Source organism: Citrobacter sp. FP75 (assembly GCF_018342065.1).
Taxonomy (GTDB): domain Bacteria; phylum Pseudomonadota; class Gammaproteobacteria; order Enterobacterales; family Enterobacteriaceae; genus Citrobacter.
In genome coordinates, this window is sequence record NZ_JAFDOE010000001.1 from 1,223,955 (window position 1) to 1,248,607 (window position 24,653).

General features: G+C 52.1%; 18 protein-coding genes. All 18 read left to right on the forward strand.

All coding sequences use genetic code 11. The features are described 5' to 3' along the window. Positions 1–13: 13 nt before the first annotated feature. Entirely contained in the window at positions 14–586 is a 573-nt protein-coding gene (locus tag JQ822_RS06075; protein ID WP_213132682.1) for an NUDIX hydrolase, read from the forward strand. A 237-nt stretch (positions 587–823) separates the two neighbouring features. Then, entirely contained in the window at positions 824–1,846 is a 1,023-nt protein-coding gene (locus tag JQ822_RS06080; protein ID WP_213132683.1) for a hypothetical protein, read from the forward strand. 42 nt (positions 1,847–1,888) lie between these two features. Beyond that, positions 1,889–3,124, forward strand: a complete 1,236-nt coding sequence (locus tag JQ822_RS06085) for a N4-gp56 family major capsid protein (RefSeq protein ID WP_094169012.1) — start codon at positions 1,889–1,891, stop codon at positions 3,122–3,124. Positions 3,125–3,179: 55 nt separating this feature from the next. Then, positions 3,180–3,566 carry a hypothetical protein gene (locus tag JQ822_RS06090; protein ID WP_213132684.1) on the forward strand — a complete coding sequence of 129 codons (387 nt, stop codon included), beginning with the start codon at positions 3,180–3,182 and terminating at the stop codon, positions 3,564–3,566. After that, complete coding sequence (locus tag JQ822_RS06095; RefSeq protein WP_244848707.1) at positions 3,566–4,006, forward strand: hypothetical protein; 441 nt, start codon at positions 3,566–3,568, stop codon at positions 4,004–4,006. Before JQ822_RS06090 ends, JQ822_RS06095 begins: the two co-directional genes overlap by 1 nt. Beyond that, positions 4,006–4,605 (forward strand): hypothetical protein, encoded by a 600-nt coding sequence (locus JQ822_RS06100; protein WP_213132686.1) that lies wholly within the window; start codon positions 4,006–4,008, stop codon positions 4,603–4,605. The genes JQ822_RS06095 and JQ822_RS06100 overlap by 1 nt, the downstream gene beginning before the upstream one ends. After that, positions 4,605–5,279, forward strand: a complete 675-nt coding sequence (locus JQ822_RS06105; protein ID WP_213132687.1) for a phage adaptor protein — start codon at positions 4,605–4,607, stop codon at positions 5,277–5,279. Before JQ822_RS06100 ends, JQ822_RS06105 begins: the two co-directional genes overlap by 1 nt. Then, positions 5,279–7,492 carry a prophage tail fiber N-terminal domain-containing protein gene (locus tag JQ822_RS06110; RefSeq protein WP_213132688.1) on the forward strand — a complete coding sequence of 738 codons (2,214 nt, stop codon included), beginning with the start codon at positions 5,279–5,281 and terminating at the stop codon, positions 7,490–7,492. Before JQ822_RS06105 ends, JQ822_RS06110 begins: the two co-directional genes overlap by 1 nt. Next, entirely contained in the window at positions 7,471–8,085 is a 615-nt protein-coding gene (locus JQ822_RS06115; RefSeq protein WP_213132689.1) for a tail fiber assembly protein, read from the forward strand. The genes JQ822_RS06110 and JQ822_RS06115 overlap by 22 nt, the downstream gene beginning before the upstream one ends. Positions 8,086–8,094: 9 nt before the next feature. Next, complete coding sequence (locus JQ822_RS06120) at positions 8,095–9,747, forward strand: hypothetical protein (RefSeq protein ID WP_244848709.1); 1,653 nt, start codon at positions 8,095–8,097, stop codon at positions 9,745–9,747. After that, positions 9,744–11,420: a phage tail tip domain-containing protein gene (locus JQ822_RS06125; protein WP_213132690.1), complete on the forward strand. Its 1,677-nt coding sequence runs from the start codon at positions 9,744–9,746 to the stop codon at positions 11,418–11,420. The genes JQ822_RS06120 and JQ822_RS06125 overlap by 4 nt, the downstream gene beginning before the upstream one ends. Next, positions 11,417–11,791 (forward strand): hypothetical protein, encoded by a 375-nt coding sequence (locus JQ822_RS06130; protein WP_342344228.1) that lies wholly within the window; start codon positions 11,417–11,419, stop codon positions 11,789–11,791. The genes JQ822_RS06125 and JQ822_RS06130 overlap by 4 nt, the downstream gene beginning before the upstream one ends. Continuing rightward, the gene (locus tag JQ822_RS06135) at positions 11,788–12,378 is read left to right on the forward strand and encodes a hypothetical protein (protein WP_213132691.1); all 591 of its coding nucleotides are present in this window, start codon (positions 11,788–11,790) and stop codon (positions 12,376–12,378) included. Before JQ822_RS06130 ends, JQ822_RS06135 begins: the two co-directional genes overlap by 4 nt. A gap of 7 nt (positions 12,379–12,385) precedes the next feature. Then, positions 12,386–12,772, forward strand: coding sequence for a hypothetical protein (locus JQ822_RS06140; protein WP_213132692.1), 387 nt, complete (start codon positions 12,386–12,388; stop codon positions 12,770–12,772). Between the two features lies 1 nt (position 12,773). Continuing rightward, a complete protein-coding gene (locus JQ822_RS06145) occupies positions 12,774–12,980 on the forward strand; it encodes a bacteriocin (RefSeq protein ID WP_213132693.1) in 207 nt (68 codons plus the stop codon). Between the two features lie 8 nt (positions 12,981–12,988). Continuing rightward, positions 12,989–14,269: a hypothetical protein gene (locus JQ822_RS06150; protein ID WP_213132694.1), complete on the forward strand. Its 1,281-nt coding sequence runs from the start codon at positions 12,989–12,991 to the stop codon at positions 14,267–14,269. 344 nt (positions 14,270–14,613) lie between these two features. Continuing rightward, complete coding sequence (locus JQ822_RS06155; protein ID WP_213132695.1) at positions 14,614–15,384, forward strand: hypothetical protein; 771 nt, start codon at positions 14,614–14,616, stop codon at positions 15,382–15,384. A gap of 113 nt (positions 15,385–15,497) precedes the next feature. Continuing rightward, the gene (locus JQ822_RS06160; protein WP_213132696.1) at positions 15,498–24,551 is read left to right on the forward strand and encodes a PLxRFG domain-containing protein; all 9,054 of its coding nucleotides are present in this window, start codon (positions 15,498–15,500) and stop codon (positions 24,549–24,551) included. The last annotated feature ends 102 nt before the right edge of the window (positions 24,552–24,653 follow it).

Here is a 24,653-nt window from a genome sequence, read left to right on the forward strand (position 1 = left end):
TAAGGAGTGATTTATGCCCTACACATATGTATGTTTATTTTCTATTGAAGGGGCTTTAGCATTGGTTGGTAAAAAAAACATTTACTGGGATGGTACTAGAGTTGCATTAAATTTTTCCGGTCAATATTGTTTCCCCGGTGGTGCTATTGAAGCTCAAGATGATATTGATGACGGTAACCAGATTGTTGCGGCCCAAACTGGAGCTTTACGTGAACTTCATGAAGAAACAGGTATTATTATAAACCCTATGCAGGGCATGACAATAAATACGGTTCCATTTCTTGAGGGGAGTTATTATTGTACATTTATATCTGTGCCTTTAAATGTACTTAATAGTTATGTTGCAGATTTCAATAGCGGGATTTTTCAGCCAGCACATAACGAGTTCTCATCACTTCACCGCTTTCCAGTTGATTCATTAATACACCGATTTACGACAGAAATACAAATTCCATATGAAGCTGCGAGGAATTTAGTTTTACGTCGTAAATGTGGACCGATATCGAGAGATGAATGGAGAAGATCATTAGACAGGGATTGGTTTAGGGATATAGTGGCTTATCTCATAGCAAATTATTTCAATTAGAGTAATAACACTATATTGGGATTTGAACTACTTGACTTTACGAAATCGCAGGATGAAAATCCCCACAATAGCCGTACTACCTTCTTAACCCGCCTTTGAGCGGGTTTTTGCGTTTTTACGCCGCCCGGAGCGCGCCGGGCTTCTTTCCATCAGTGCATCACAGCAAAGCCGTTCCTCCGTGGAGCGGCTTTTTTGTATGTACTTTTCGTTAGCCGACGACACAGGCAAAGGTGAGATATGAGCAACGTTGAATTTACAGGTACCGAGACTTTAGAAGAGTTAGAGGCAAAGCTGGAACAGATTGATGCTGAACCGGACGAGGAGATCATCGATGACCTCAACCCGGAGGACAAGCCTGATCCAGTGTCTGCACCGACTACCATCCAGACGGGCGATAAACCGCAGCCAGCCGCAGCCGATCCCAAACCGGAAGATGGCGGGCAGGCAGCACAACAGCCGACGCCGGGCGAGGGTGATAAGGCGGCAGAAGGCAACAAGCCGGTAATTCTGGCTAAGGACGGTGTGCACACGATTCCGTATGACGTGCTGGAAGCCACTCGCGAGCGGGCGCGTCAGGCGGAAGAACGAGCACAGCAGTTGTCTGTTGATGCTGCAAAGGCCACGCAGCTCGAAAAGGAACTGAACGACCTGAAACAACGGGCAGTGGATGCCGGTGTGGATGCCAGTCTTCTCGATGATTCCGGGCTGAATGATGAACAGCTTAAGGAGTTGATGGAAGAATACCCCGCGCTTGGTAAACACCTGCAGGCTCTTACCCGACAGATCAGCGCATTAGCCGCCAGCCCCACGGCGGCGGCACCGGCCAGTGTTCCGTCTGCGGGGGCCAGTCCGGTTGATATGGCATTAATGCAGTTACCGGAACTCGATGGCTGGCGCAGCGGCGATCAGGATCGCTGGGATATGGCGCTGGTTATCGACGGGCGACTGCAAAAAGACCCGGCATTCGCCGGAAAATCTCTCGTACAACGCTTTCAGGAAGTGGAGCGCCGGGTTAAGGCCGCCTTTGGCGATGCCCCGGCGCAGGACCAGGCAACCATTGCAGCGCAGGCAGACAAAGCGGTCGCGGCAGCCGCTGCCACGTTGCCGGGTTCACCTTCCGATATTGGTTCGACAGTCACAGCACCAACCACGGACAGGGCCGCCCAGATTGCGGCGAAGTCCGGGAATGATCTGCTGGGTTCAATGGCATCGATGAGTGATGCTGAAATTGAGTCGCTGCTGTCGAGTCTGGACATCTGACAACCCGCCACCCGGCGGGTTTCTCTTTAATGGAATCAGGATATGACTACAGTAACCTCGGCTCAGGCGAATAAGGTTCTGCAGGCCGCGCTGTTTGTCGCAGCTAACCGCAACCGTTCATTCGTCAATATGCTGACAGAGAACGCCCCGAAGAATGCGCAGGGCGACAACGGCAAGCGCAGTGCAGAGCAGTCCAGCCCGCATGCGCCGGTTGTCCGCGTAACCGATTTAACCCGCCAGGCAGGCGATGAAGTGGATGTTGATATCTTCTTCAAGCTGAACAAGCGCCCGACTATGGGCGATAAAAAACTGGAAGGTCGCGGTGAAAACCTCGAACAGTCCACGTTCGGTCTGAAGATCAACCAGGGCCGTCATATGGTTAACGCCGGTGGCCGCATGTCGCAGAAACGCACCAAGCACAATCTGGGCAAGACCGCCCGCACACTGCTGGGTACGTACTACAACGACCTGGCAGATCAGGTCTGTACGGTACAGATGATGGGCGCACGTGGTGATGTGACTGCCGACGATATCATCGTTCCGCTGGCGGACGACCCGGAATTCGCGGAAATCATGGTCAATGATGTGAATCCGCCGACCTATGGCCGCCAGATGTACGGCGGGGATGCCACCAGCCTCGAAACGCTGGATTCTGCGGATCTGTTTACGCTGGATGTGGTGGACAATCTGTCCCTGTATCTCAGCGAAATGGCGCACCCTCTGGCACCGATTAAGCTTGCTGCCGACGAAATGTCCGGTGACTCCCCGTATTACGTCATGTTTGTCACGCCGCGTCAGTGGAATGACTGGTACACCTCCACCAGTGGTAAAGACTGGCAGATGATGGCGGCGGCAGCGATCAACCGTTCCAAAGGCTTCAATCATCCGATCTTCAAAGGTGACACCGCCATGTGGCGCAACATTCTGGTTCGCCAGTACAGCGGCATGCCGGTGCGCTTTAACTCAGGTTCAAACGTCACTGTCTGCAATAACGACAAAGACGCGACGACCAAGATCGTTACCACCACAACAATGGTGGACCGCGCCGTTCTGCTCGGCGGGCAGGCGATTGCCAACGCCTATGGTTCCGGTGAATGGGGCAGCCCGTTCCAGCAGCACACCGAGAAGGTGGACCACGGCAACACCACCGAAACCTCCATCCGCTGGATCAACGGTCTCAAGAAAATCCGCTTCCGTGGCAAAGACGGTTACGTGCAGGACTTCGGTACCATCTGCGTGGACACCGCTGTTTCCCAGACCAACAACCCGACGCTGTAGGCGTCTTCCTTTCTTCGGGCGGCATTGCTGCCCGCTCTTTTATCAGGAGCTCGTTATGCCAACGATTCAGGCATCGTCTTATAACCGGCCTGTTTATCAGGGTTCGCACGGTAACCAGTCAGTCGCGATTGCGAAATATACGTTTAATGCTACGGCGGTGGATACGGTTGTCGATATCTTCAGTCTGCCACCGGGTGCTCAGCTAACGACGGCATTGCTGTATTCCAGTTCAGGTCTGGGTGAAGGTGCGGGTGTCGATCTGCTTATTGGCGGCGCGGTAGTTACCTCCGTTGATGACTTTTCCGCAGCGGATACCACTCATACCCGTTGTGTTCTGGAAGAAACCACTGAAAACACCGATGTATCTGTTCAGGTGACCGGCGCGGCAGCTACCGGCGATCTGGTGCTGGAAATCTTCTACATCTACGAAGGTACGCTGTGATGGATAAGATTGATCTGGTCTACATCGGATCCAAACGCATCAAGCGTGACACGCTGACCGGCAGTCATCTGCTGTTTCCGCGTGGTAAATCAGTACCGACTCCGGCAGATATTGCCCAGCGTATGCTTCAGCATCCGACGGTATGGATTGAAGCTCAGAATCTTCAGGAGTGGCGGGATCGTGAATCGCAGGCATCGGAAGCGGCGCGGCAGGCCGGTGAAGCGGCACTATTACGGGAAGCGGAAGAGCGAGAACGGCGCGATATGAACTGCGGCGACTACGGTGATATTGGCAAATTTACTGCCGCACAGCTGCGTACCCTGGTGGAAGGCGCTGAACTGGACATCCCGCAGCAGTCCGCCCAGGAAAAAGTGGATGACTTCCGTCTGCGTGTCCGTGACGCACTTCGCGCAAAACTGGCGGTAGAAGGGGACGCGTAATGATCTCGCTGGCATCACCTGACTCTCTGTATCCCCTGGTGCGGGAATCGATTTCCGGCGCGCTGGATTTTATGATCCGCCACGCGATCGTTGAAACGGCTATCGAGTTCTGTCGGGAGTCACGGCTTGTGCAGGATACCGTGGGGCCGGTCAGCGTTGCCGCCGGTGACAGCGTGTTACTGGTGCCAGCAGATCAACCTTATCAGGGCCGACAGTTGATCAGGGTTTTCGGTGAGCAGATGCAGCCGGGTACGGACGGGCCACAGTTGCAGGCTGGCGTTGATTACCAGCAACTGAGCGGCAATGAACTACGGGCTAACCGCGCATATGCACAGTTCAATGCAATCTTCGTTGTTGAACCACGACAGACTGCCATCACTATCCCTCAGAACCTGATTGATGATTATCCACTGGCGCTGGCCTGTGGCACCGTTGCCCGCATGGCGGATATGCCGGGCAAGGCGTGGAGCAATCCGCAACTGGCAGCGGAGATGAAACCGTACTTCGTTGACGGTTATCGTGCCGCGTTCCGCTGGCGTATCGAAAATACCGCATTCAATACCTTCCAGAATCCCGTCGTTAAGCAGGAATTTTTCTGATGACTATCGCTGTTGTGGATGTTCTGGGGCGCGTGAATACCCAGTTGCGCGATCCCGGGTTTATTCGCTGGACCAAATCAGAGTTACTGGGCTATTTCAATGATGCCGTGCGCGCCGTTGCGCTCAAACGCCCGGATGCCACGGCGTCAGTCATTCCTTTCGCGTGCGCAGCCGGTGTGCGTCAGCAGTTGCCGGAGGGTGTCTATCAGTTAATCGACATTGTTGGTCAGGACTCAGGGCGTTCCATAGTCCCCGGTGATCGGGTCACGCTGGACACTGCCGATCCGATGTGGCGCACCACGTCCGGGGAAGTGAGCGTGGAGGCGTATCTGTACAATCCGGCGCTACCGCAATATTTCATGCTTTATCCCGGAGTGGCAGAAGGCGTAACGCTGGAGATGGCAGTGTCGTTGTACCCGATGGAGGTCACGCTGGAGGAACTGGACGAGGAAGACCCGGTTGCGATGGCGATCAGCGATATTTTCATTAACCCGGTGGTGGACTGGTGCCTGTATCGGGCGTTCAGCAAAGATACGCCAGGGCAGGATGACAATCTGGCGAAGCAGCATCTGCAGAATTACAACGACGCGATGGGTATAAAGAACAACGTCGATAAGGCTGGCGTGAAGGCTAAAGCTGTTCGTGCCGCCGGGCAGACAGGAGTGGCACCATAATGGGAACACTGACACTCAGTGGCGTTCTGAAACGTCCGATCTCCGGCGATGTGGTCCCCAACGCGCGTATTACCTTTGATGCCATTGCCACGGGTAATGTTGTGCTCAAAGGCGTGAGTTCATCGTGCAAAACCGCCAGCGACGGCAGTTATTCTGTTGATCTGGAATACGGTGATTACACTATTCAGGTTAGCTGGGCAGGGCAAACACAGCAGTATGGTACTGTACATATTGACGACACGACGCCGACTGGATCCCTGAATGATCTGCTTATGCAGGAGCTGACCGAGTCTCAGCTGACCCCGGAGATTGTTCTGGAATTTCGCCAGCTTGAGCAGGAGATGCAGGACGATCTTGCTCAGATGGAAGGTCTCAATACTGAGGCGGCAGGCAGCGCCAGCGCAGCAGCCTCATCTGCAGCGGCGGCAGCCACATCGGAAACGAACTCTGCCACCAGCAAAGATGCGGCGGCGGCCTCCGCATCAGCAGCAGATGCCAGCGCAAAAAGCATTGAAGGTGATGCAGATGCAGCAGCGGCTTCCGCGAAGGCTGCTGCGACCTCAGAAACGAATGCGGCGGCCAGTGAAGATGCAGCGGCATCTTCGGCGACAGCGGCAAATACTTCCGAAACAAATGCGGCCGGCAGTGAAGCCGCCTCTGCGGCGTCGGCAGCAGCCGCGCAGGTGTCAGAGTCAAACTCAGCCGCCAGTGAAACGGCGTCGGGTGCATCCGCGGCTGCGGCTAAAACGTCTGAAACAAATGCGCAGGCCAGTCAGGAAGCTGCCGCGACCAGCGAAACCAATGCAAAAAATGCGCGGGATGCGGCGGAGGAGTATGCACAGGAAGCTAAAGACGCTGCGAGTAAAGTCACGTCGCCATTAACGGATCAGGGGCAATGGGCTATTCAGGCGGGTTACCCCAGTACGCCGGATATCGCCAGCGTCTGGCAGATAACTGATGGCGGTGTGGACCCGGTTAACTCAGACATTATCTGGGATCCGGGTGACATGCTGGTCTATCTGGCCACGACAGGAACCTGGTGTCGTTTGCTGGGGCAGCAGGTGGTTGCCGGTGAACCTGTGCCCCTCAAAATCGATGCGGATATTATCCTGAATGTTGGTTCTGGCTTACAGATTGTGACCAGCGGCACCACGGCGGTCGATGTGGTACGTCTGGATGCAGATAATAATCTGGTGCTTGGTGCCGACGCATTGCCGGGGATTTGCCTAAAAGCTGCCGAACCGACCAGTTTATTTGTACTGGTGCCAGATGGTAACGGTGGTTACATAAAAAGCCGGATCTACTCCGAAGCGTTTCCGCCTCCAGAAATTGAACCACCGGTTACCAGTGTTAACAGCAAAACGGGAGATGTGGAGTTAACTGCAGCAGATGTGTCCGCATTACCATTGGGTGGCGGAGTACTGACAGGTGATTTGAACGGTACTGATGCCAGTTTCACCGGATTTGTCAGCGCCCCGGATGTCCTGACCAGCAGAATCAATACTGGCGGTGCAGTATTAGAGTTTGGTACCGGGGCGGGGACAACGTCTGATTATTACTGGGATATTCATACCACTTACCCGGAGGCTGATTACGATTACCGGTTTCATTTTCGTTCTGATGTAAACACAATTGAATTATTAAATTCGATTACCTGGGCAAATTTAGTTGTAGGAAATTTAGAAGCTATTGGGTTAACAGCAATTCACTCAAACTATACTGTTTTTGTTAACGGTACAGCAGCGGGGCTCGATGGTTCCGGATTTACTGCATATTATAATTCATCCGGGGTTGATATATGTAATGCTGGTTATTATATGGGCGGCTGGGATATCCATTTTTATGATGATACTGGCCTATGGACTTCTAACCCTGTTCATGTTGACAGAAATGGGTCTGTTACAATTACTGGTCAGCTAAATGCCAGTACTGTATACGAATCAGGCCAGCGGGTTTACTCGCCGAACAACCCACCGCCAATTGACCTTTCTGGCTATGAAACTATTGCTGATGCCAATGCACGGTTTGTACAGGGGATTCAGTTGGGGGCGCAGGGGTCACAGCAGGCTGAATCGAATGCGACTTGTCAGGCTCCATCAGGAAATGTTTTTACTGGTTTGAAATGGTACTCAAACGGTTATGGAGTAAGTGTAATTTATTATAAACCAATTCAGGAAGATGTGGGCGGCATATGGATGACAATTTATGGGTGATTATGCAAAACATTAAAAATTTCACTGAATATAAACCCCTGCAGCAACAAGTAGATGAAGGACTCAAGGTATCCGGGCGCAGGTATAGATATTTAAGATCGGAGGATGGGCAAGACTGGTATGAGTGTCAGAAATTATTTTCTGATACAACAGTTAAATTAATGTATGACGGTGATAGTGTAATTAAGTCTGTAGTCAGTGAACCCGTTCCGCAACGTGAATATACTTATGCTGTCAGTATGTTTTTTCCTGAAAACATGAGCGTTGCCGAAATAGAAGGTTCATTGCCTGAAGGCTTTGAGTTAGATACAGGGACCTGGCTATTTGACGGTAAAACAGTATACCAGGATGCCGGTTTGTTAGCGGCGTACAACCTCAGAAAGAACAAAATCCAGCGGTCAAGCCTGGCAAATAACGCGGCTATAAACATAGCTGTACTACAGGCGGCAATAGCCCGAGAACGAACTAAGCCTGGGGATTCGGATGCGCTGATCTCCTGGGATTACTATCTGTGCAATTTACGCGATATGACGGATATCGATTTGCAGCAATCCTCAGTATCTTTCCCGGAACAACCTGCCACTATCCTCTGATAAAACACCATGAACATTGATATCACCACGATGCACGGGGAAATCCCGCGGGATGCTGACGGGTTATTGCCACAGTCAAATTCAACGTATGCTGAGAATTGCCATTTTGACCGTGGTGTTATTACACCTTTGACAGCGGATATCGATGCTTCTATCGCTTTTACATTCACTCCATTGACTGTATTTCATTATTACGACGACTACTGGTTTGCGTGGGGTCATGACGTGAATGTTATCCGCAGCCCCATTGCTCAGGATCCCTATAACCGAATTTATTATACCGACGGCGAGTATCCCAAACTGACCAGTGCTGATATTGCGCTGGTGGGAGATAATTTACCGTCAGCGTATTACCGGTTAGGAGTCCCGGCGCCGGAAACTGCGATTGGTATCAGTGCTGTTAATCCACCCAATGATGATGACGGTAACCCGGTTATAGATGACGATCCGGCGAACGACGAAACGCGCTATTACTGCGAAACCTACGTAACTGCTTACGGTGAAGAGGGGCCGCCAGGTCCGGCATCAGCAGACGTTGAGATCACCGCACCTGGCAGCTCCGTTACGCTCAGTCTTGCTGCGCCACCGGCAGGCAATTATAACATCACGCGCCGACGTATTTATCGTACCGTCACGACAACCAGTGACGCCGAATTCCTTGAAGTTGTCGAACTTGATATCGCAGTGACCAGTTATGTGGACAGCCTGATGAGTGATGAACTGACCGCAACGCTGGAAACGGAAGACTATCTGATGCCGCCGGATAATATGGTCGGCCTGTGCGCAATGAATAACGGAATCAGCGTGGGGTTTGCGGGCAATGAAATTATGTTCTCAATGCCATATCTGCCGTATGCCTGGCCCGATGCCTATAAATTGTCTACCTACGACAACATAGTCGCTATTGCCTCAGTGGATACCGCTGTTGTGGCTGGCACAGAAGGTGTCCCGGTTGTCTTCTCTGGCATAACGCCAAGTAACATCAGCGATAAGCCCGTCCAGTTAAATCAGGCCTGCCTGTCAAAGCGCTCTATGGTTTCGATGCTGGGTTTTGTTCTCTACGCTGGCCCGGCGGGAATAGTGAAAGTGACGACTACAGGAGCGGGTTCGGTCGCCACTGCAAATGTGATGACGCGTGAGCAGTGGCAGGCGTTCAATCCCTCTACTGTTCGTGCGTGGTCGGTTGGCGGCAATTACATCGGTCTGTATGACTATGATGGGGACGGCGACGGCGTGTATGACACCGTCAGAGGGTTTATCTACGACCCGAATAACAACGATCTCCGCCGTCTGACGAACACTTTCGATGCAGCCTATGCAGACCCCCAGAGCGATCTGCTTTATGTGGCAAAAGGTGGTGAGCTTTGGGTTTCACAGGCGTCGCAGACCCCGCTTTCAATGCGCTGGCGATCAAAAGTGTTTCATGTCCCGCAGGGCAGCAGCTATTCCGTTTGTCGTGTGATGTCCCCGTCAGTCATTCAGGTCGGCATCCATTTTTTTATTGAAGGGCAACTGGCGTGCACCATGCCGCCGGGCTCCATCGTGGATAATATTTTCCGCTTACCTGTGATGGCTGGCAGTAAGTGGCAGGCCGAGGTTTACGGCTACGCGCAAGTGGACCGGATTACACTGGCGCAGAGCGTGAAGGAATTGCCAGCATGAATGTGAAGGATTCGCTCGCCAGAGCCAGGAAACAGGCAAAGGGTGGACAGCGAGATACCCGTCTGAAAGCCAGTTCACCAAACTCAGCCAGTACATCGACAGTAAGCCCACTGTTTCGCGCAGATAAAACGCTGGATGCACTGTATGAAAATATGGAGGTTCTGACGGGGCAACGCGGTGAAGGGGCGGCGGTTGTGATGGTCACTGACAGTTCCGGCAATCGCGTGCCGTTCTACCCTGATGGCTCTGGCGGCACTACGGATGGCAGTGGCTCAGGTAGTGATTCCGGCGGTGATGGCGGATTAACGCCTGCTTATCCCTCAACACCAACCGGACTGGTGGTAAACGGCGGGTTTAGCGTTGTGGAATTAGACTGGGATGCACCAGTGTATTACGGCCATAGCCTGACGCAGATCTGGCGCTGTCCGGAAGATAACCTGTCAGAGGCGGTTCAGGTAGGGAGTACCGCTGCGAACATTTACAGCGACCCGATTGATCCGGTTTATGAGGGATATTACTGGATTCGCTTTGTTAACAGCAACGGTGTGACCGGTCCATACAATGCCAGTGAAGGCACCTACGTTAAAACGCAGGAAAGTACCGATGACATTATCAATGTCATTAACGATACCATTAATGACTCCCCCCTGATTGCTCAGCTGCAGGCCGGACTGGACGGCGTTCAGGAGCAAATCACCACTATTGATTCCGAAGGAACTCAGGCCTTCCAGAATATGTGGTCGGTAAAAGCCAGCGCCGATGGCATTACCGCCGGAATTGGTCTGGTGGCCGGTGTGGATGATGAGGGCGAGCCAATCAGCCAGGTGGCAGTTGCGGCGACCCAGTTCTTTGTATTTGACCCTAATAACCCGAATCCTGACGGCACTATGGAGGCGTTGTTCTATGTGGACGCCGATTACGGCGTCTGCATGCAGAAAGCGGTTATTGAGCAGGCGACAATCCAGGTGCTGAATGCCCAGACCATTGTCGCGGATGAAGTTACCGCCGGAATCGAAATTGACTCGCCAGATATCAAAGGTGGGCAGATTGAAATCGGGAATGGTTTCTCTGTAGACAGCAGCGGCAATATGACCGCGAATAATGCCACGCTGAATGATGTCACGCTAAACCGCGTGACTGCGAACGAGGGGCAATTTAACAACGTCACCATCGGCGAAGACTGTGTGATTGAAGGTACGCTGTCAGCCAACCAGATCAAAGGCGATATTGTTAATGCTGTGGGATTTTCCATGGTAACCAAGAGCACATCCTCAGGGGGAGGTGCAACCTGGGTAGATGGTACAAGGACTGTGATTATTACAGACGATCAGGCGTTCGACCGCTCAGTTATTATTCCTGCAATAGTGACAACAGCAACTGCTCATACAACGGAGAACCCTGACGGTGGAACAACTGATGGTACGAACTATGTTGATATAACAATAACCTGGAATGGTGTGACTGTAGCGAGTTCCAGTTGTACTCAGACTGGTGAAGGGACAACAACACAATCTTTAAGCCTGGTGAAGGACATAATCACCGGTGGCGGGGACGTCACCATTAAAATTATTGGTAGCTCGTATATGCATGGGGATATCGGTTCTGAGACAACTTGTTCTGATATTTGTCTTTTGGTTGCCAAGAAAGGAAGCGGAGGGATCATTGTATCGTGAACCAGTTTATTTCTCTGATTAACCGGGTTGCGGCTGACGTAAATGAACCCGACCTGTTCGAAAGAATTAAAGACGCCTGCCGTAAAAAGCAGGCGTTTTGCTTTGGCGATGAAAATACACGGGTCGTGCTTCGACTGATGGATCGAGACGGTGAGAAATACATGCTGGTCTGGCTGGGAATCAGTTGCGGCATTGGCGCACTGGCGAAGTTTAACCCGATCGTGACTGAGCTGACGCGCGCCGCAGGTGCCGGATGGTTTGAGTTTTGTACGACCCGCCGCGGCTTTGTGCGTGTTGCCGGGAAACTGGGCTTCATTCGCCTGCCCGATGATGAACAGGGCCGGATGCGGTTCAGAAAAAACGTGAGGTGATTATGGGTGGTGGCGGCAGTGTTGAAGTTAAAGAGACTGAAACTCAGAAGGCGCAGGCTGAAGTGGCCGAATCGATGTGGGAACTGTATCAGCAGGAGCTGGCGCCCTATGAAGACGTCTTTATTCAGGATGTAAACAAGATGAATAACCCGCTGGCCTATCAGAAGGCGGCTGGCGATACCAACATGTCATACAGTTCGCAGTTCAGCGATGCGCGTGACAATGCGGCTAATTCGCTGACTTCTGCGGGAGTGAACCCTAGCAGCGGTAAATTCGGTACCACGCAGAACTCCCTGACCAGGCAGCAGGCATTTCAGGAAAACGATGCGATTAATCAGGCGCAGTCGTCGCAGGCCGATCAGTATGTTGGTGGGCTGGAGGATGCACTGGCGATCGGCTCCGGCGAGTCGACCCAGAATATGTCTGCGCTGGACAGTCTGTCTAATGCGTCGAATAAAGCAGCCATTTCGGATGCCCGATCAGCAGAAACAGCATCGCTTGCCCAACCGGATGCGTTGAGTCTGGCAAATTCCGGTATCCGGGCCGGAATGGGCGGTGTTGGGTTCTATCACTCCAGATATTCGTGAGGTTCACATGGGATATGCAGACGATACGATGGCCGAAATCACGCGTGAGGCCTGGGAAGACTGGCAGACACGTTATGAGCCGGTGTTAGACGAAATGCTGAATCTGGAGGATACGCATCAGTTGATGACGGACCAGTTGGGCCGGGTATCGCAGAATGAGCAAAATTCACTGAACACAGCGCAAGTAACACAGAGTAATGATATGGGGCGCTACGGGCTGGCCAGCGCATCGAACCCACAAGACCAGTCAGATTCTGTCAGTGCTGCGCTTTCTGATGCCTCCACGAGAAATGGCATCCGAACGGCAGAACAGCAGCGCGATCTTAATATTCTCACCGGCTCCGGAGCCAAAGCAACCGGCGTGATGAAGTACCACACTGAAGGGGCTTACTGATATGGGCTATGGACTTTTACAGGCCGGGCAGCAAACCCGCAAAGAAGCGATGCAGGGCATGGGACAGGCAGTGAATGAAGAAGCCCAGCGTGAAGCCGCACAGCAGCAGATTGACGCCCAGCAGACAGCGAAGCGTGAAACTGAGCAGGGTGCCTTTGAGGGACTGAATATGGCGGCACTGGCGATGTCAGTTGCGGCGATGTTTTAGGAGGAAGTATGTCTTTTTCAAGTGGATTTGCCGAAGGTCTGAATTCGGTCAACAACATCTGGCGCACGGTGAACAATCAGAAATACCAGGAAGAATCGAACAGCCTGCGCCAGGCAGACCAGATTATGCGTCAGCGTGAATTCGATCAGAATAACCAGTTCAGACAGGATTCACTGGATCAGCAGAAACAGTTTCATGCCGATGAAATGGGGCTTCGCGATAAAGAAATGCAAATGCAGCAGCAGATAGCTGGCATGAATCAGGCATTTCGTAGCGCTCAACTGGGCATGGAGCAATATCGCAATCAGATGGCTGAATTACAACCGGTCTGGCAGGGAGCGATTCAGATCCTGTCAAATGGGGGCGAAGTCCCGGCAGAGGTGCTCGATAAACTGAGCGGTACGCCGTTTGATCTGGGGGCAATGTCTGGTATGCCATACCGGTCTGCGGTTAAGTCGATTACGGATGCGTTGAGCAAAAATCCGGATCAACTGAACTCTGCAGATAATCTGCGAAACTTGAATACCGTCCTGGCCCCAGAGCTCAAGCGCGGGGTTGGGGAGCTGGATCCCGGCAATGGTAAGACGGTTGCAGGTCGTGAAATAACAGGCGTCATTCCATCTCCTGATGGAAAGCTAATTTCACCGAAAATCAAGCTGACATACTCGGATGGTTCTACTGCTGAAGGGCCGCTGTCGAAATTTGGTACCACACATCCGGATGATCCCCTTATTGCTATTCCAAAAGACGCGGCCGGGCAGCAAATGTTTGCGCGCGCGGCGGCATCAGCTCTGATTTCCTCCAGTCCAAATGCGAAAGCGCTTGGTGGGGCCGGGAAAAATACTGTTCGGCAGCAGGTTGCAGGGAAAATTGCAGATCTTGAAGAGAAGCGTATTGAGTCTGACAGTAAGTTGCGGGTAGGAGATATCGGCGGTGATGTCGCCACTCATAAGACGGTTCTGGATAATATCAACGCTAACGACAAGCAGTACCAGGATCTGGAGCAGCATCTGTATAACGTATATGGTGTGACGCCTCCGGGAACGACAAATGGCAAACGTGCTGAACAGAGTGATAGTGATGTATTTCGTCAGCGCCTGGCGGCGGACAAAGACTATCCGGGTTTTAAGCAGGCGATGACTGATAAAAAGTGGGATGTTGATAAAATACCGGTCGATCAACTGAGTTCTCTGCTGGATCAATACAAGCAATCACTGTCCAAAAACATTAAAGCCACCAGTATGGCGGATCAGATGCGCCAGGGTTATAAGCAGGCTAATGGGCGGTAATGCAGAAAAATGCCCGCCGTGAGCGCGGGCAGCATATTAATGTCTGTTGTGTTTTTTTCCTGTCGACCAGTTTTCCCACTTTTGGGCTTCCTTGTACCAACCAGAAGCTTTCATACTGCCTATTCAATCATTGACATCATGCGCACTTTCTTGGCTATTTCAGGTTCTGAATTGTTTTACTACATTCCAGTTTGAGTTAGGAAGTTTTGTTATTATAGATACATTCATGCGTGTATTATTAGTGGGTTTCACATATCACTTGCTGTTTTTATTTACATTAAGAAATAGTTAATAAAAATATCACCTATCACAGGGTAGTAATATGCAAAAAAAAAGGAGGTGGTATGAAACTACAGCATGTTTTATTAATATTGATTTGTACATCAACTTTTGCAAATGCAAGAACTGAACAGGACTTTGCAGCGGCTAAGGCGCAGTGTCTTTCAATGTCGGGAAGTTACAATGCGCAGCAGTTTGAAAACAATAGAGTACCCGGATTTAATCATGGGTTTGTAGATGGAATGAATACGTTTGCAGTAGTAAACGCCAACCAACAGCGACAGGAGATCTACAAAGATTGCCTACGTGGTCAAGGCTGGGGGGAGGATGGAAGTGAGTTGCAGAGCAATGCCCAGCAACCAGATACTCAGAGCAAAGCATCTTCGCCTGTAATGACAGAGATAAATAATATACCGGAGTTGTCGAGTTGGCTGAAGTTCGATCAAAAGAGATTTAACGTATCTATCGATAGTGATAATTATTTAAGAAGTAAAAGTGGTTGGAAGGATGCTTCTCTTCACGATCGGTTCTTGCGTGTAGTGGGCATTACCAATGCCATCTTTGGTGACTCACCAAATGATGATGAAAGGTGTCTGGTTAAAGATATAAAAAATGATATCAATGGCGCTAAATATGATCTGGCAGCAATTCGAATGTACCCAGTGGATATAGTAAAAAATTATGCTTTTATGTGTGATAAGAAAACAAATCCAGAGTCATTGGCTAGATTCGAGAGTGAAGTGATAAAAAAGACAAATGTTATCGCCACTTTTCCCAGTGTTAAGGCTGCTGGCGCTCAATCCTCGACCACCAACAAAAGCGTAGATGACTACTGATTAGTTAACCTGCTACCCACACCACTAAAAACTCCGTATTATTCTTCTAATGATGCCGAACTACGCCTGACCGCGAGTTCGGCTTTTTTATTGCCATTTTTCAGGAGTTCATCATGCCTCTCACTCGTCCCAATGAGTTTGAACCCGGCTTACCACCTGCGGAATACGCGCTGCCAGACGCACCTGGTGCGGAGTTTATGGATATCCCCAAAGCGTTTGGTGCGGGTTTTGGTGAAGGAACACACTTAATTGGTGAGGGGGTGCAGGAAAGTAGTAAAAAAATTGCCCATAACGTTGCATCTCATCCTCTGGATACCGGGTTGGGAGGGATCGCGGCGTCAGTGGGGATGGATGCTCTTGGCAATATGCTTAACTCTGCCGGGCACAGTATCGGCGACTTCTTCAAGGGACATATGTCCGAAGGCGGCCAGAAGGTCATGGATACACCGCTTTATCAGGATGGTCATTTTACCGATACGGCGAAAAATCCCCTGAACTGGCCGATTGTCGCAGCGGATGCCGTTGGGCAAACCGCACCAGTAATTGCAGCGTCTGCTGCTGGTGGGCTGCCACTGGCTACAGCGGCTGGCTTCGCCCAGAATGCTGGTGGTACGAGTGAGGCGGTGCACAGCGCTATCATGAATGCAGATGATAATCAGCTCATGCAGAGTTCCACCTTCGTTAACCTGTTTAAAAATATCGACCAGGATCCGCAGTATTCAGGTTACAGCGACCTGCAAAAGATTGACCTCGCCAAAAAGCAACTTGCCGATACCGTTGCTATGGCAGATATCAGCGACCCTAAAATGCTGGCTGCCAACTTATTAGCAGCCTACACCGGCGATGCCTATCTGGGACAGTTGTTTGCCGGGCGCATGCTCTCCAGTTCTGTCGCCAAGACGCTGGTAAAAGCGGGTGTTCGTGATGCCGGTATTAATGCCGGTTATGCCGGCACCAGCCAGTATGTTGAAAACGAAGGCATGAATGAGGCCGGGATAAAGACCGAGTCCGGACAGGGCGTTAAGGACCAGATGATCACCGGCGGCCTAACCGGTCTGGCCATGGGGGGCGTTCCGGCAATCGTTGGGCATGTTCGCGAGGGGCGTGCTGCAGGTCGGGGCGAGAATATTTCAAATGAACCCGCAGCTTCATCTTCGGAAGAAAAGACCGAGAAAGCTGTTGATGATATTGAGACCGGCGCAAAAGAAGTTCAGCAGGGGATGCAGGATCTCAAAGAAGAGATTCAGCCTGAAGAAGACATGTTCAGTAAGAGGCTCGAAGGACACGATAATACATCGCCTGAACCCCGGGCAGATTATCGTAACGGTCTGACGCCTGAGCAGGCAGCAGAACAGGAGCGCCTTGCGTCGGGCTTTAACGACCGGGAAAAATTTGGCGGCAACGGTCCTGATGATTTTGCTGATATACCGGCATACATGCGGGCAGGGAAAGCGGTACATACTGACCCGGATTCACGCCCATTCCATCTGGTTGATACCGCCGGTTCACAGGGACAAGTTAAAGCGCGCTTTGATGACAAAAATGATGCCGAAATATTCAGGAATGCGCAGTTGCTGGATCAATACTCTCGCGGCAAGCGAAATGAACCGGATGAGAATGAACACCAGGATGTAAAAGACTGGTTTTATCGCATGACCCGTGGCGTCAAACGCGAGGATGCCGACCCTAAAAAGCGTAAGCGCGGCAAAAAAGGGGCATCAGAGACTCAGCCTCAGCGCGAACCACGTAATGATTTCGAAGCGAAGAATATCCACGACACCATTATGGGCTACTACCAGTTCGTTATGGATGCCGCCAGAAATGCAGAGAATGGCGAGTATACCGCGCCGTCTATGGCGGAGTATGCCGACCACCGTTTTCCGGATCGCCGGCTAGCGCTGGAAGACAAGAATATTATATTTGCTGGTGGCCCGGTTCATCACGCGCGGGAGGGCGCAGGGGATGAAACGCAGTCCGGCGCTGGCCCTGAGTTTCGTGCAGGTGAGCGTGTTCGAGGTCAGGAGTTTATACCTGCCGATCGTACTGGCGGAGGTATGCGTCAGGTTAATACCATTGACGGCGAGGCGCGCCGTGTTTTGCCTGAACTGGAAGATAAAAACATCATCTTTGCGGGTGGGCCAGTTCCGGATGAGGGACAGCGCGGTGCTGCACCGCAATTTGAGGGCGGCAGGACCAAAGCCCGGCGCCGTCTGGATCGTTTTGAAGATCGAATGGGATCGCGACAGAAGCACGCTGCACTTCCATATCGACAGCTTTCCTCCGGTGAAGCAGCTATCCCGGATTCGGTTTCTGAGGTTGCGAAAGCCGGGAACGGCGAACTCTATATGCGGCGTAACGGAAAACCATTCCCGAGCGAGGGGCTGGCCAGACTGAGTAAACCGTATGCAGAAGCTAAAAAAGCCGGGGAACAGCCGGAGGTAGTGAAAGTTGACGGTGGTTATGCTGTAGAAGTCCCGGACAAACAGGATAACCCCGTAAAAAAGGACGAGCCTACCAGAGAACCTGACAAACCCGATCGCCAGCCCGCAGAGCCTGAAACCAGAACCTCATCAGCAACAGATACCAGCATTACCTCTCCTGAACAACATTCCACCTTTTTTCGTCATCTTATTGAAAACCCCGAAAACACTTCGCCGGATGATGTACGTTCTGCGCTTGAATCGACCATAGCAAACAAAGGCGCAATCACGCATGTCCTGGGTAAGCTGACGAAAGAGCAGCTCAAACCTTATAGCGGTCGGTATGTCCCGTCAGATGTGAAAAAAGGACGCCTGGTGGACAATGCCTGGGACTCGCTGGTTAATGACTTCCGCTGGCTGGTGAACAAAGGCCCGACGATGGTGACCACTGGCGGTCGAAGCATTGAACAGCATGCGCGTGATGCAGTAGCGGGGATCACGCAGTCAGATATTAACGAATACGCTGCCAGCGTGAAGCAGGTCCGGGATGAGCATCAGCAACGTGCCGATGCCGTTCGCTCGGCGATCGACAATCCGCAGACGCTGGATGACTACCGCACACTGATAAAAGCGAAAGGGCGCGCAGCGCTGACGGCCATGCAGGGGGAGAAGTACGATCAGTTGCTGGCAGAGCACCAGATTGAACAGCAGAAAACGCAAAAGGAAACACCGCGTGTGACGGAGGGCTTTACGCACGGTGATGCTCTCCAGATTAATCCTGTGGAGGAAGGGAAAAACAGTAAGACTGGCGAAACGGTCTATAACGTCAACCTGCAGACACGTCTGGGAACCGAAAAATTTAAAGAGGCGGCAGGGATGGCGCGCAAACTGGGTGGCGGGTACTGGCGGGGTAACTTCTGGTTTCCGTCACCAGAGAAAGCGCAGCAATTTGTTGGCTGGTTGCGTGGAGACCGCGTCGATCATTCCGCTGCAGATGCTGAACGCCGCGTACAGAAACAGGAACAGCAACAGGAACGTTTAACCAGCACTTCTGACCGGTTGCGCGAGAGTGCCGAAGATCGTCTGAACGCAGACCGGAAGGTGAACACCGTTAAACGACTGCGTGAAGCTGCCTCTGCGATGGATCAGGCAAACCGGGATCTCCGGGATGCCGATATCATGCAGAAAATTGCGCAGGGCATTGCTGATGGCAGCCTGAAGTATCTTTCCGGTATTCAGCATAAAACCCAGATTGACACCCTGCGCGGCATTGCCCGTCGCCTGGTTTACGATATACCGCAGGATATCCGTGACAGTCTCAGCTATACCACCGCTGACGGTAAGCGGGAATGGAATGATGATGTGCCGCTGACCAGCCGCGTAAAATATGCACGCTACCCCATGCTGGACTGGCATCCTTCTACTTTGTTTGATGTTATCGGGAAAATGGGGGATGCGCGTGGATACAAACTGGCGGCCAGCGAGTTGCGGCTGTCACAGCAGAGAGAGCATGGCATGTCCCGGCTGCCTGCCGGGCGTAAGGCGAACGACAAACTGGCAGCATATTTATCCGGTCAGCCCGGAAGCTGGCCTGAATATGTGGCTGAATATAACCGCCTGCAGCGTGCCGGGATAACAACACGTCCGCTGTTGCGGGCCGCCCTGGTGGAACTGGAAAAATTATCCGGCGACGTACCGCTCAACGACATCCCCAAAATCCAGAAGATGGAGATGGATCTGCGCAAGAAACTTGCCTGGGATCGCAACGCCTTCAACGACTTTTTTCCCACACCGGAAAGCCGTGCTGACTGGATAGCCAGCGAGGCCGATATTCAGCCTGGTATGGACGTTCTGGAGCCGTCAGCGGGTAACGGCGTTCTGGCAGAAGCGGCGCGCAAAGCGGGTGGCAATGTGGATGTTGTCGAACTGGAACAGCAACTGCGCGATATTCTGAAAGAGAAAGGTTTTAACGTTGTCGGCAGTGACTTTGACGAGTTTACTCCGGATAAGCTTTACGACCGCGTGCTAATGAATCCACCGTTTTCCCACGACCTTGATATCAAGCATGTACAGAAAGCCTTTGAACATCTGAAACCCGGCGGCAAGCTGGTCGCCATCGTTTCCACCATGGCTGGGGAACGAAGTAACAAGCGCAATCAAGCATTCAGAGAGTGGCTGAATGAACTGGGGGCTCGCGAAGACAGACTGCCAGAAGGCATGTTCAAAGAGTCGATGAATCCCACGAACGTGGCGACGAAACTGCTCACACTGACAAAGCCTGACGAGATTAATTATTCAAAGGTTCCGCGCAGCGTATGGGATAAAGATTTTCCGGATACCGTGTTGCATGGACGTCTGGGCGATGCCACGTCCCATAAGGACTACGTGGCCGCAAAAGGGGGTGATGATGCTGCAGCACGCCGGTTAGTCGCGGATGTGATGACCAGAAAGTCAGTTAACGAGTTGCGCCAGCTGCTGGCTGGCAGAAAGGCCATACTTGCGGCAGTACATGCTGAAGAAGCTGTCAGTCGTAACGCTATTCCGCAGGCAATGGCGGATGTACTGGGGAAGGCGCTGGATCTCGATGTAGCGACCGGGATTGTACAGGCAGCGAAAGTAGGGCGCACGGGGCAGGACGGTTTTGGTCGATTGACCAATCAGCCTGCCTTTGAAGGCCCGGTGCGTACTGATTTACCTTATATTCTTCTGGATGACACTCTGACACAGGGCGGCACGCTGGCAAATCTGAAAGGCTACATTGAAGATCATGGCGGTAAGGTAATTGGCGCCAGTGCGTTGACGGGTAAAAAATATTCAGCGAAAATTGCATTAGCAGCGGATACGCTTCGCAAATTGCGCGATCACTTTGAGGGTACCGATCTTGAAAACTGGTGGAACGAACAGCACGGGTACGGCTTCGACAGGCTCACAGAGTCAGAAGCAAACTACCTCCTTCGCGCCGCGGATGCTGACAAAATCAGAGATCGTGTCCTTGCAGCAAGATCAGATGGAACGCCATCAGCGGAACCAGAAAGCCTTAGAGACAATGGACCTGTCCCACCTGATGTAAATCATAAATTTTCGCAAAACGCCTCCGAATCCGGGGGCGTTTTTGCATCTGGCTCTCCACGCGAACGTATCCGTTCCGGTGTCGCTGACTACCAGCCGCGTGGTATGCGTAAAAAGCAGGTAGAAGATGAAGTCGCACGGTTCCTGAAAAAATGGAAAGGTGCCGGCGGTATTGCCGTGCAGGTCGCAAAGGATATGGCTGAAGCTGAGCAACTGGCTGGTTTCCCACTCCCGGACGCCCTGATTCATGCGATGCACCTTCCTAACAGCAGTCGCATCATCCTGGTCGCAAAAAATCTCGACAGCCTTTCTCATGTTCGCGCCAAGTTACGCCACGAAATCCTCGGGCACCATGCGCTGTCTGAAGTTGTGGGCCCGGCGGAGTACGACAAATTGTTGCGGGCCGTAGCCGCTGGCCAGAATTCCAAGTCACTGAAACCGTACTTTGACCGCGTCGCTGAGAACTACGAGAGCGCAGATCCGTGGAAGCAAGTGGAAGAGGTCATCAGTCATGTCATTGAAGACGGGGAGCGCGGTTTTCTGGGGCGCGCATGGGATCGTGTGTCTGGTGCAGTTCTCCAGGCATTACGTAAATCAGGCTTACTGAGCGATGAAAATATCACTGCCGGTGAAGTGCGTAGCATGATGGCACCGATCGCCAGGCGTCTTAAAAAGCTCGGGGGATGGGCCGAAAATACGGATAAAAAACGGGATGTCACTGCCAGTTTCAGCCTGACCGGAAAAGACGGGCTGTTCAGCAAACCGTTACCCGGGGAAACCGAGACCGAAGCGACTCAGCGGCGTTCGAAGAATTTCGGCAGTGTGGTCCGGGAGACAATCGGTAATGTCCGCAACCTTTGCCCGACCGACATCATTAAGCGCCTGCGATCTAACATCAGCACCAATGCCCTGATGATCGGCACACTGACCAACCGCCAGCTCGCAGCCGTTTATAACAGGCTGATGAAAACTGACTATGCCGGACAATACCAGGATCTGCAGGCGAAAATGGAGGCGCGCCGCAACCGCATTATGAACTCTGCAGAACGGGGCATAGAAAACCAGTGGAACAAACTGGATAAGGAAGAAAGCCGCTCGTTGTCTGACCTGATGGTGGATGCGACGATGACCCGTGTTCACCCGGACAAACCACTGGCAGAGCAGGACCGCTTCCAGAATCTGAAGAATGAGCAGACCCGCCTTCGTTCCTCAAAAAGCGGTGAGAACAAAGAAGAGTCCGCCAGCCGTCTTACCCGGGTAAGTGCTGATCTTGATGCAATGCGGGATAACTATAACGATCTCCATAGCCGCTGGATGAAGCTGTCGCCGGAAGCTAAAGAACTCTGGCACGACACCGAAAAATGGTACAAAAACAGTTACGCCGACCTCAAAGAGGCGCTTATCCAGCGTATCAATGATGTGGGCGGTGATCAGAATGCCGCGTTAATCAGTCGTGTTCGCGAGCAGTTTGAGCGAGCCCTGAAAGACGGCCCGTACTTTCCGCTGGCCCGCTTCGGTAAATACGTTGTGACCGCCCGTAAGGATGGTGATTACATTCGCGAGCACTTCGAAACCCGCAGTGCAGCGCTGGCCGCTCTCGAGGCCTACAGAAAAGAAGGGTACCAGGCAGCCCAGTCAGTGAAGGCGAAGGAGAACGGCAAAAATGATGATTCCGCCCATAGCCTGGGTAAAGAGATCCTCGACCTGCTGAACAAATCAGAAGACGGGAACCTTAATAAAGAGCAACTGACCGATCAGGTCTGGCAGATGATGCTGGAGCTGATGCCCGATTCCACTTACGCCCGCCACTTTATACGCCGTCGCCGGGTGAAGGGCGCCAGCCATGATGCGCGTCGGGCATTCGCGAACAGCGCCTTTCACTTTGCTCATCACATTTCCAAGATCGAATATGGCCATAAAATGCAGGCTGTACTCGATGACATGGGGAATGAAATCGATGCGGTAATGAAGGGGGATTACTCTGGCGTCCAGCCGGATAATCTTGAAACCGCCCAGCGTATGCTGGACGAACTGAAAATGCGTCATGAGATGACGATGAACCCATCCGGTGATGGTTTTGGTAATGCACTGACCGGCACGGGTTATGTCTTCAACATGGCGGCTAATCCTTCCTCAGCCATTATTAACATGACACAGACGGCGCTGGTGGCATTGCCGCAACTGGCTGCCAGATACGGCTGGAAGAACGCCATGAAAGCGATGGGAACCGCCACCGTGGATTATTTCCGATCTGCTGATAAGCGATTTAAATGGTTTGGTAAAGGTTCTTCCTGGTTAGATCGCGATGCCTGGTTGTCTATGAGCCGCAGTAACCGGCTGGATGCTGAAGAACTGGAACTGATGAAGCGCCTGAATGAGGATGGCGTAATTTCCATTACCCAGGCTTCTTCTCTGGCGCAGCGCGCGGAAACAGGGACAAAGGATAAGATTCATTTTAATAAAGCGCTGGATATGTCGATCCTCATTGGTGGCCAGCTTTTCCATAATGTAGAGGTCGCCAACAGGGAAGTGACGGCACTGGCAGCGTACCGGCTGGCAAAAACAGCTGCAGGTGGGCGCATAGATCCGGCGCAGGCGTATAAAGTTGCGAGTAACGCCGTGTATGACGCACATTTTGACTACAGTAGCGCCAACCGTCCGCGCTGGATGCGCCAGAGCTGGCAGAAGGTGGTATTGCAGTTCAAGATGTATGCCCAGCATATGTTCTATACCCTGGGACGGAGCTTTGCGCAGTCGTTTAAAGGCGAAACGCCGGAAATTCGCCGGCAGGCACAGAAAGAGTTTCTGGGTTATATGCTGATGCATACTCTGGCGGCAGGTGTCACCGGTTTACCGTATGTTGTTCAGGTTATTTTTGGCGCGGCAGCGCAGGGGATTCATGCTGCAGTGTCGGATGATGATACCCCATGGGATCCGGAAGTGGCACTCAAAAACTGGCTGAGTGATGAGCTTGGTGGTTTCGCATCCACAGCAATTACTGACGGCGTAGTCAACGCACTGGGTATCGATCTGCATTCCCGTGTGGGTATTCAGGATTTGCTGTGGCGCAGTCCGCCGGAAGGGACTGAAGGCAAGGATCTGTATGTTTACTACATGGAGCAGATGCTTGGTCCTACCATTGGCGGTATCGGTCTCAACTTTGCCGGCGGATACGACAAAATGGCGAAAGGTGACTGGCTGGGGGGGATTCAGACAGTAACACCGGCAGCAGTGAAAAATCTGGTGAAAACCTATGCTGAAGCCACTCGGGGTGTCACTACATCATCCGGGGAGGAAATTGTACCGGCTGATGAGTTTACCCACTTCGAACTGGCTGCCCAGGCATTTGGATTTAGCCCGTCAAGGATCGGCCAGGCGTATGATGCCCGATCGGCTGTCAAAAATGTGCAGTCTGAACTATCAAATCGCCGGGCTCAGCTATTGCAGCGATACTTTGCAAACACTATGCGCGGCGATGATAACGAAGGCGTCCTGGACGATATTCAGGCCTATAACCGTAGTAATCCAACCAACGCTATTACCGGTGAAATAATCCTGAAGGCGATGAGGCAGAAGCAGAAAGCAAGGCTGAAAAAGGAAAGGGGGCTTGCGCTGAGTCGTAAGGATGAGCATTTGAGAACATTGGGAAGGTTTGGCGATTATGAACCTTTATTTTAGGTTGGGGCTAGTGATCCTTATTATTCGTTCCCTCTATTGTATTCACATCTCCTGTTTAGAGATAAGAGGACACTTTGAGCAAAAGCTGACTTAGCACTCGCC

What these genes read in the sequence shown, in the direction of transcription:
- JQ822_RS06145 (WP_213132693.1), top strand. Translation starts at nt 12,774, where the DNA reads ATGGGCTATGGACTTTTACAGGCCGGGCAGCAAACCCGCAAAGAAGCG.
- JQ822_RS06090 (WP_213132684.1), top strand. Translation starts at nt 3,180, where the DNA reads ATGCCAACGATTCAGGCATCGTCTTATAACCGGCCTGTTTATCAGGGT.
- JQ822_RS06105 (WP_213132687.1), top strand. Translation starts at nt 4,605, where the DNA reads ATGACTATCGCTGTTGTGGATGTTCTGGGGCGCGTGAATACCCAGTTG.
- JQ822_RS06160 (WP_213132696.1), top strand. Translation starts at nt 15,498, where the DNA reads ATGCCTCTCACTCGTCCCAATGAGTTTGAACCCGGCTTACCACCTGCG.
- JQ822_RS06110 (WP_213132688.1), top strand. Translation starts at nt 5,279, where the DNA reads ATGGGAACACTGACACTCAGTGGCGTTCTGAAACGTCCGATCTCCGGC.
- JQ822_RS06120 (WP_244848709.1), top strand. Translation starts at nt 8,095, where the DNA reads ATGAACATTGATATCACCACGATGCACGGGGAAATCCCGCGGGATGCT.
- JQ822_RS06155 (WP_213132695.1), top strand. Translation starts at nt 14,614, where the DNA reads ATGAAACTACAGCATGTTTTATTAATATTGATTTGTACATCAACTTTT.
- JQ822_RS06100 (WP_213132686.1), top strand. Translation starts at nt 4,006, where the DNA reads ATGATCTCGCTGGCATCACCTGACTCTCTGTATCCCCTGGTGCGGGAA.
- JQ822_RS06150 (WP_213132694.1), top strand. Translation starts at nt 12,989, where the DNA reads ATGTCTTTTTCAAGTGGATTTGCCGAAGGTCTGAATTCGGTCAACAAC.
- JQ822_RS06075 (WP_213132682.1), top strand. Translation starts at nt 14, where the DNA reads ATGCCCTACACATATGTATGTTTATTTTCTATTGAAGGGGCTTTAGCA.
- JQ822_RS06095 (WP_244848707.1), top strand. Translation starts at nt 3,566, where the DNA reads ATGGATAAGATTGATCTGGTCTACATCGGATCCAAACGCATCAAGCGT.
- JQ822_RS06140 (WP_213132692.1), top strand. Translation starts at nt 12,386, where the DNA reads ATGGGATATGCAGACGATACGATGGCCGAAATCACGCGTGAGGCCTGG.
- JQ822_RS06125 (WP_213132690.1), top strand. Translation starts at nt 9,744, where the DNA reads ATGAATGTGAAGGATTCGCTCGCCAGAGCCAGGAAACAGGCAAAGGGT.
- JQ822_RS06115 (WP_213132689.1), top strand. Translation starts at nt 7,471, where the DNA reads ATGGATGACAATTTATGGGTGATTATGCAAAACATTAAAAATTTCACT.
- JQ822_RS06085 (WP_094169012.1), top strand. Translation starts at nt 1,889, where the DNA reads ATGACTACAGTAACCTCGGCTCAGGCGAATAAGGTTCTGCAGGCCGCG.
- JQ822_RS06080 (WP_213132683.1), top strand. Translation starts at nt 824, where the DNA reads ATGAGCAACGTTGAATTTACAGGTACCGAGACTTTAGAAGAGTTAGAG.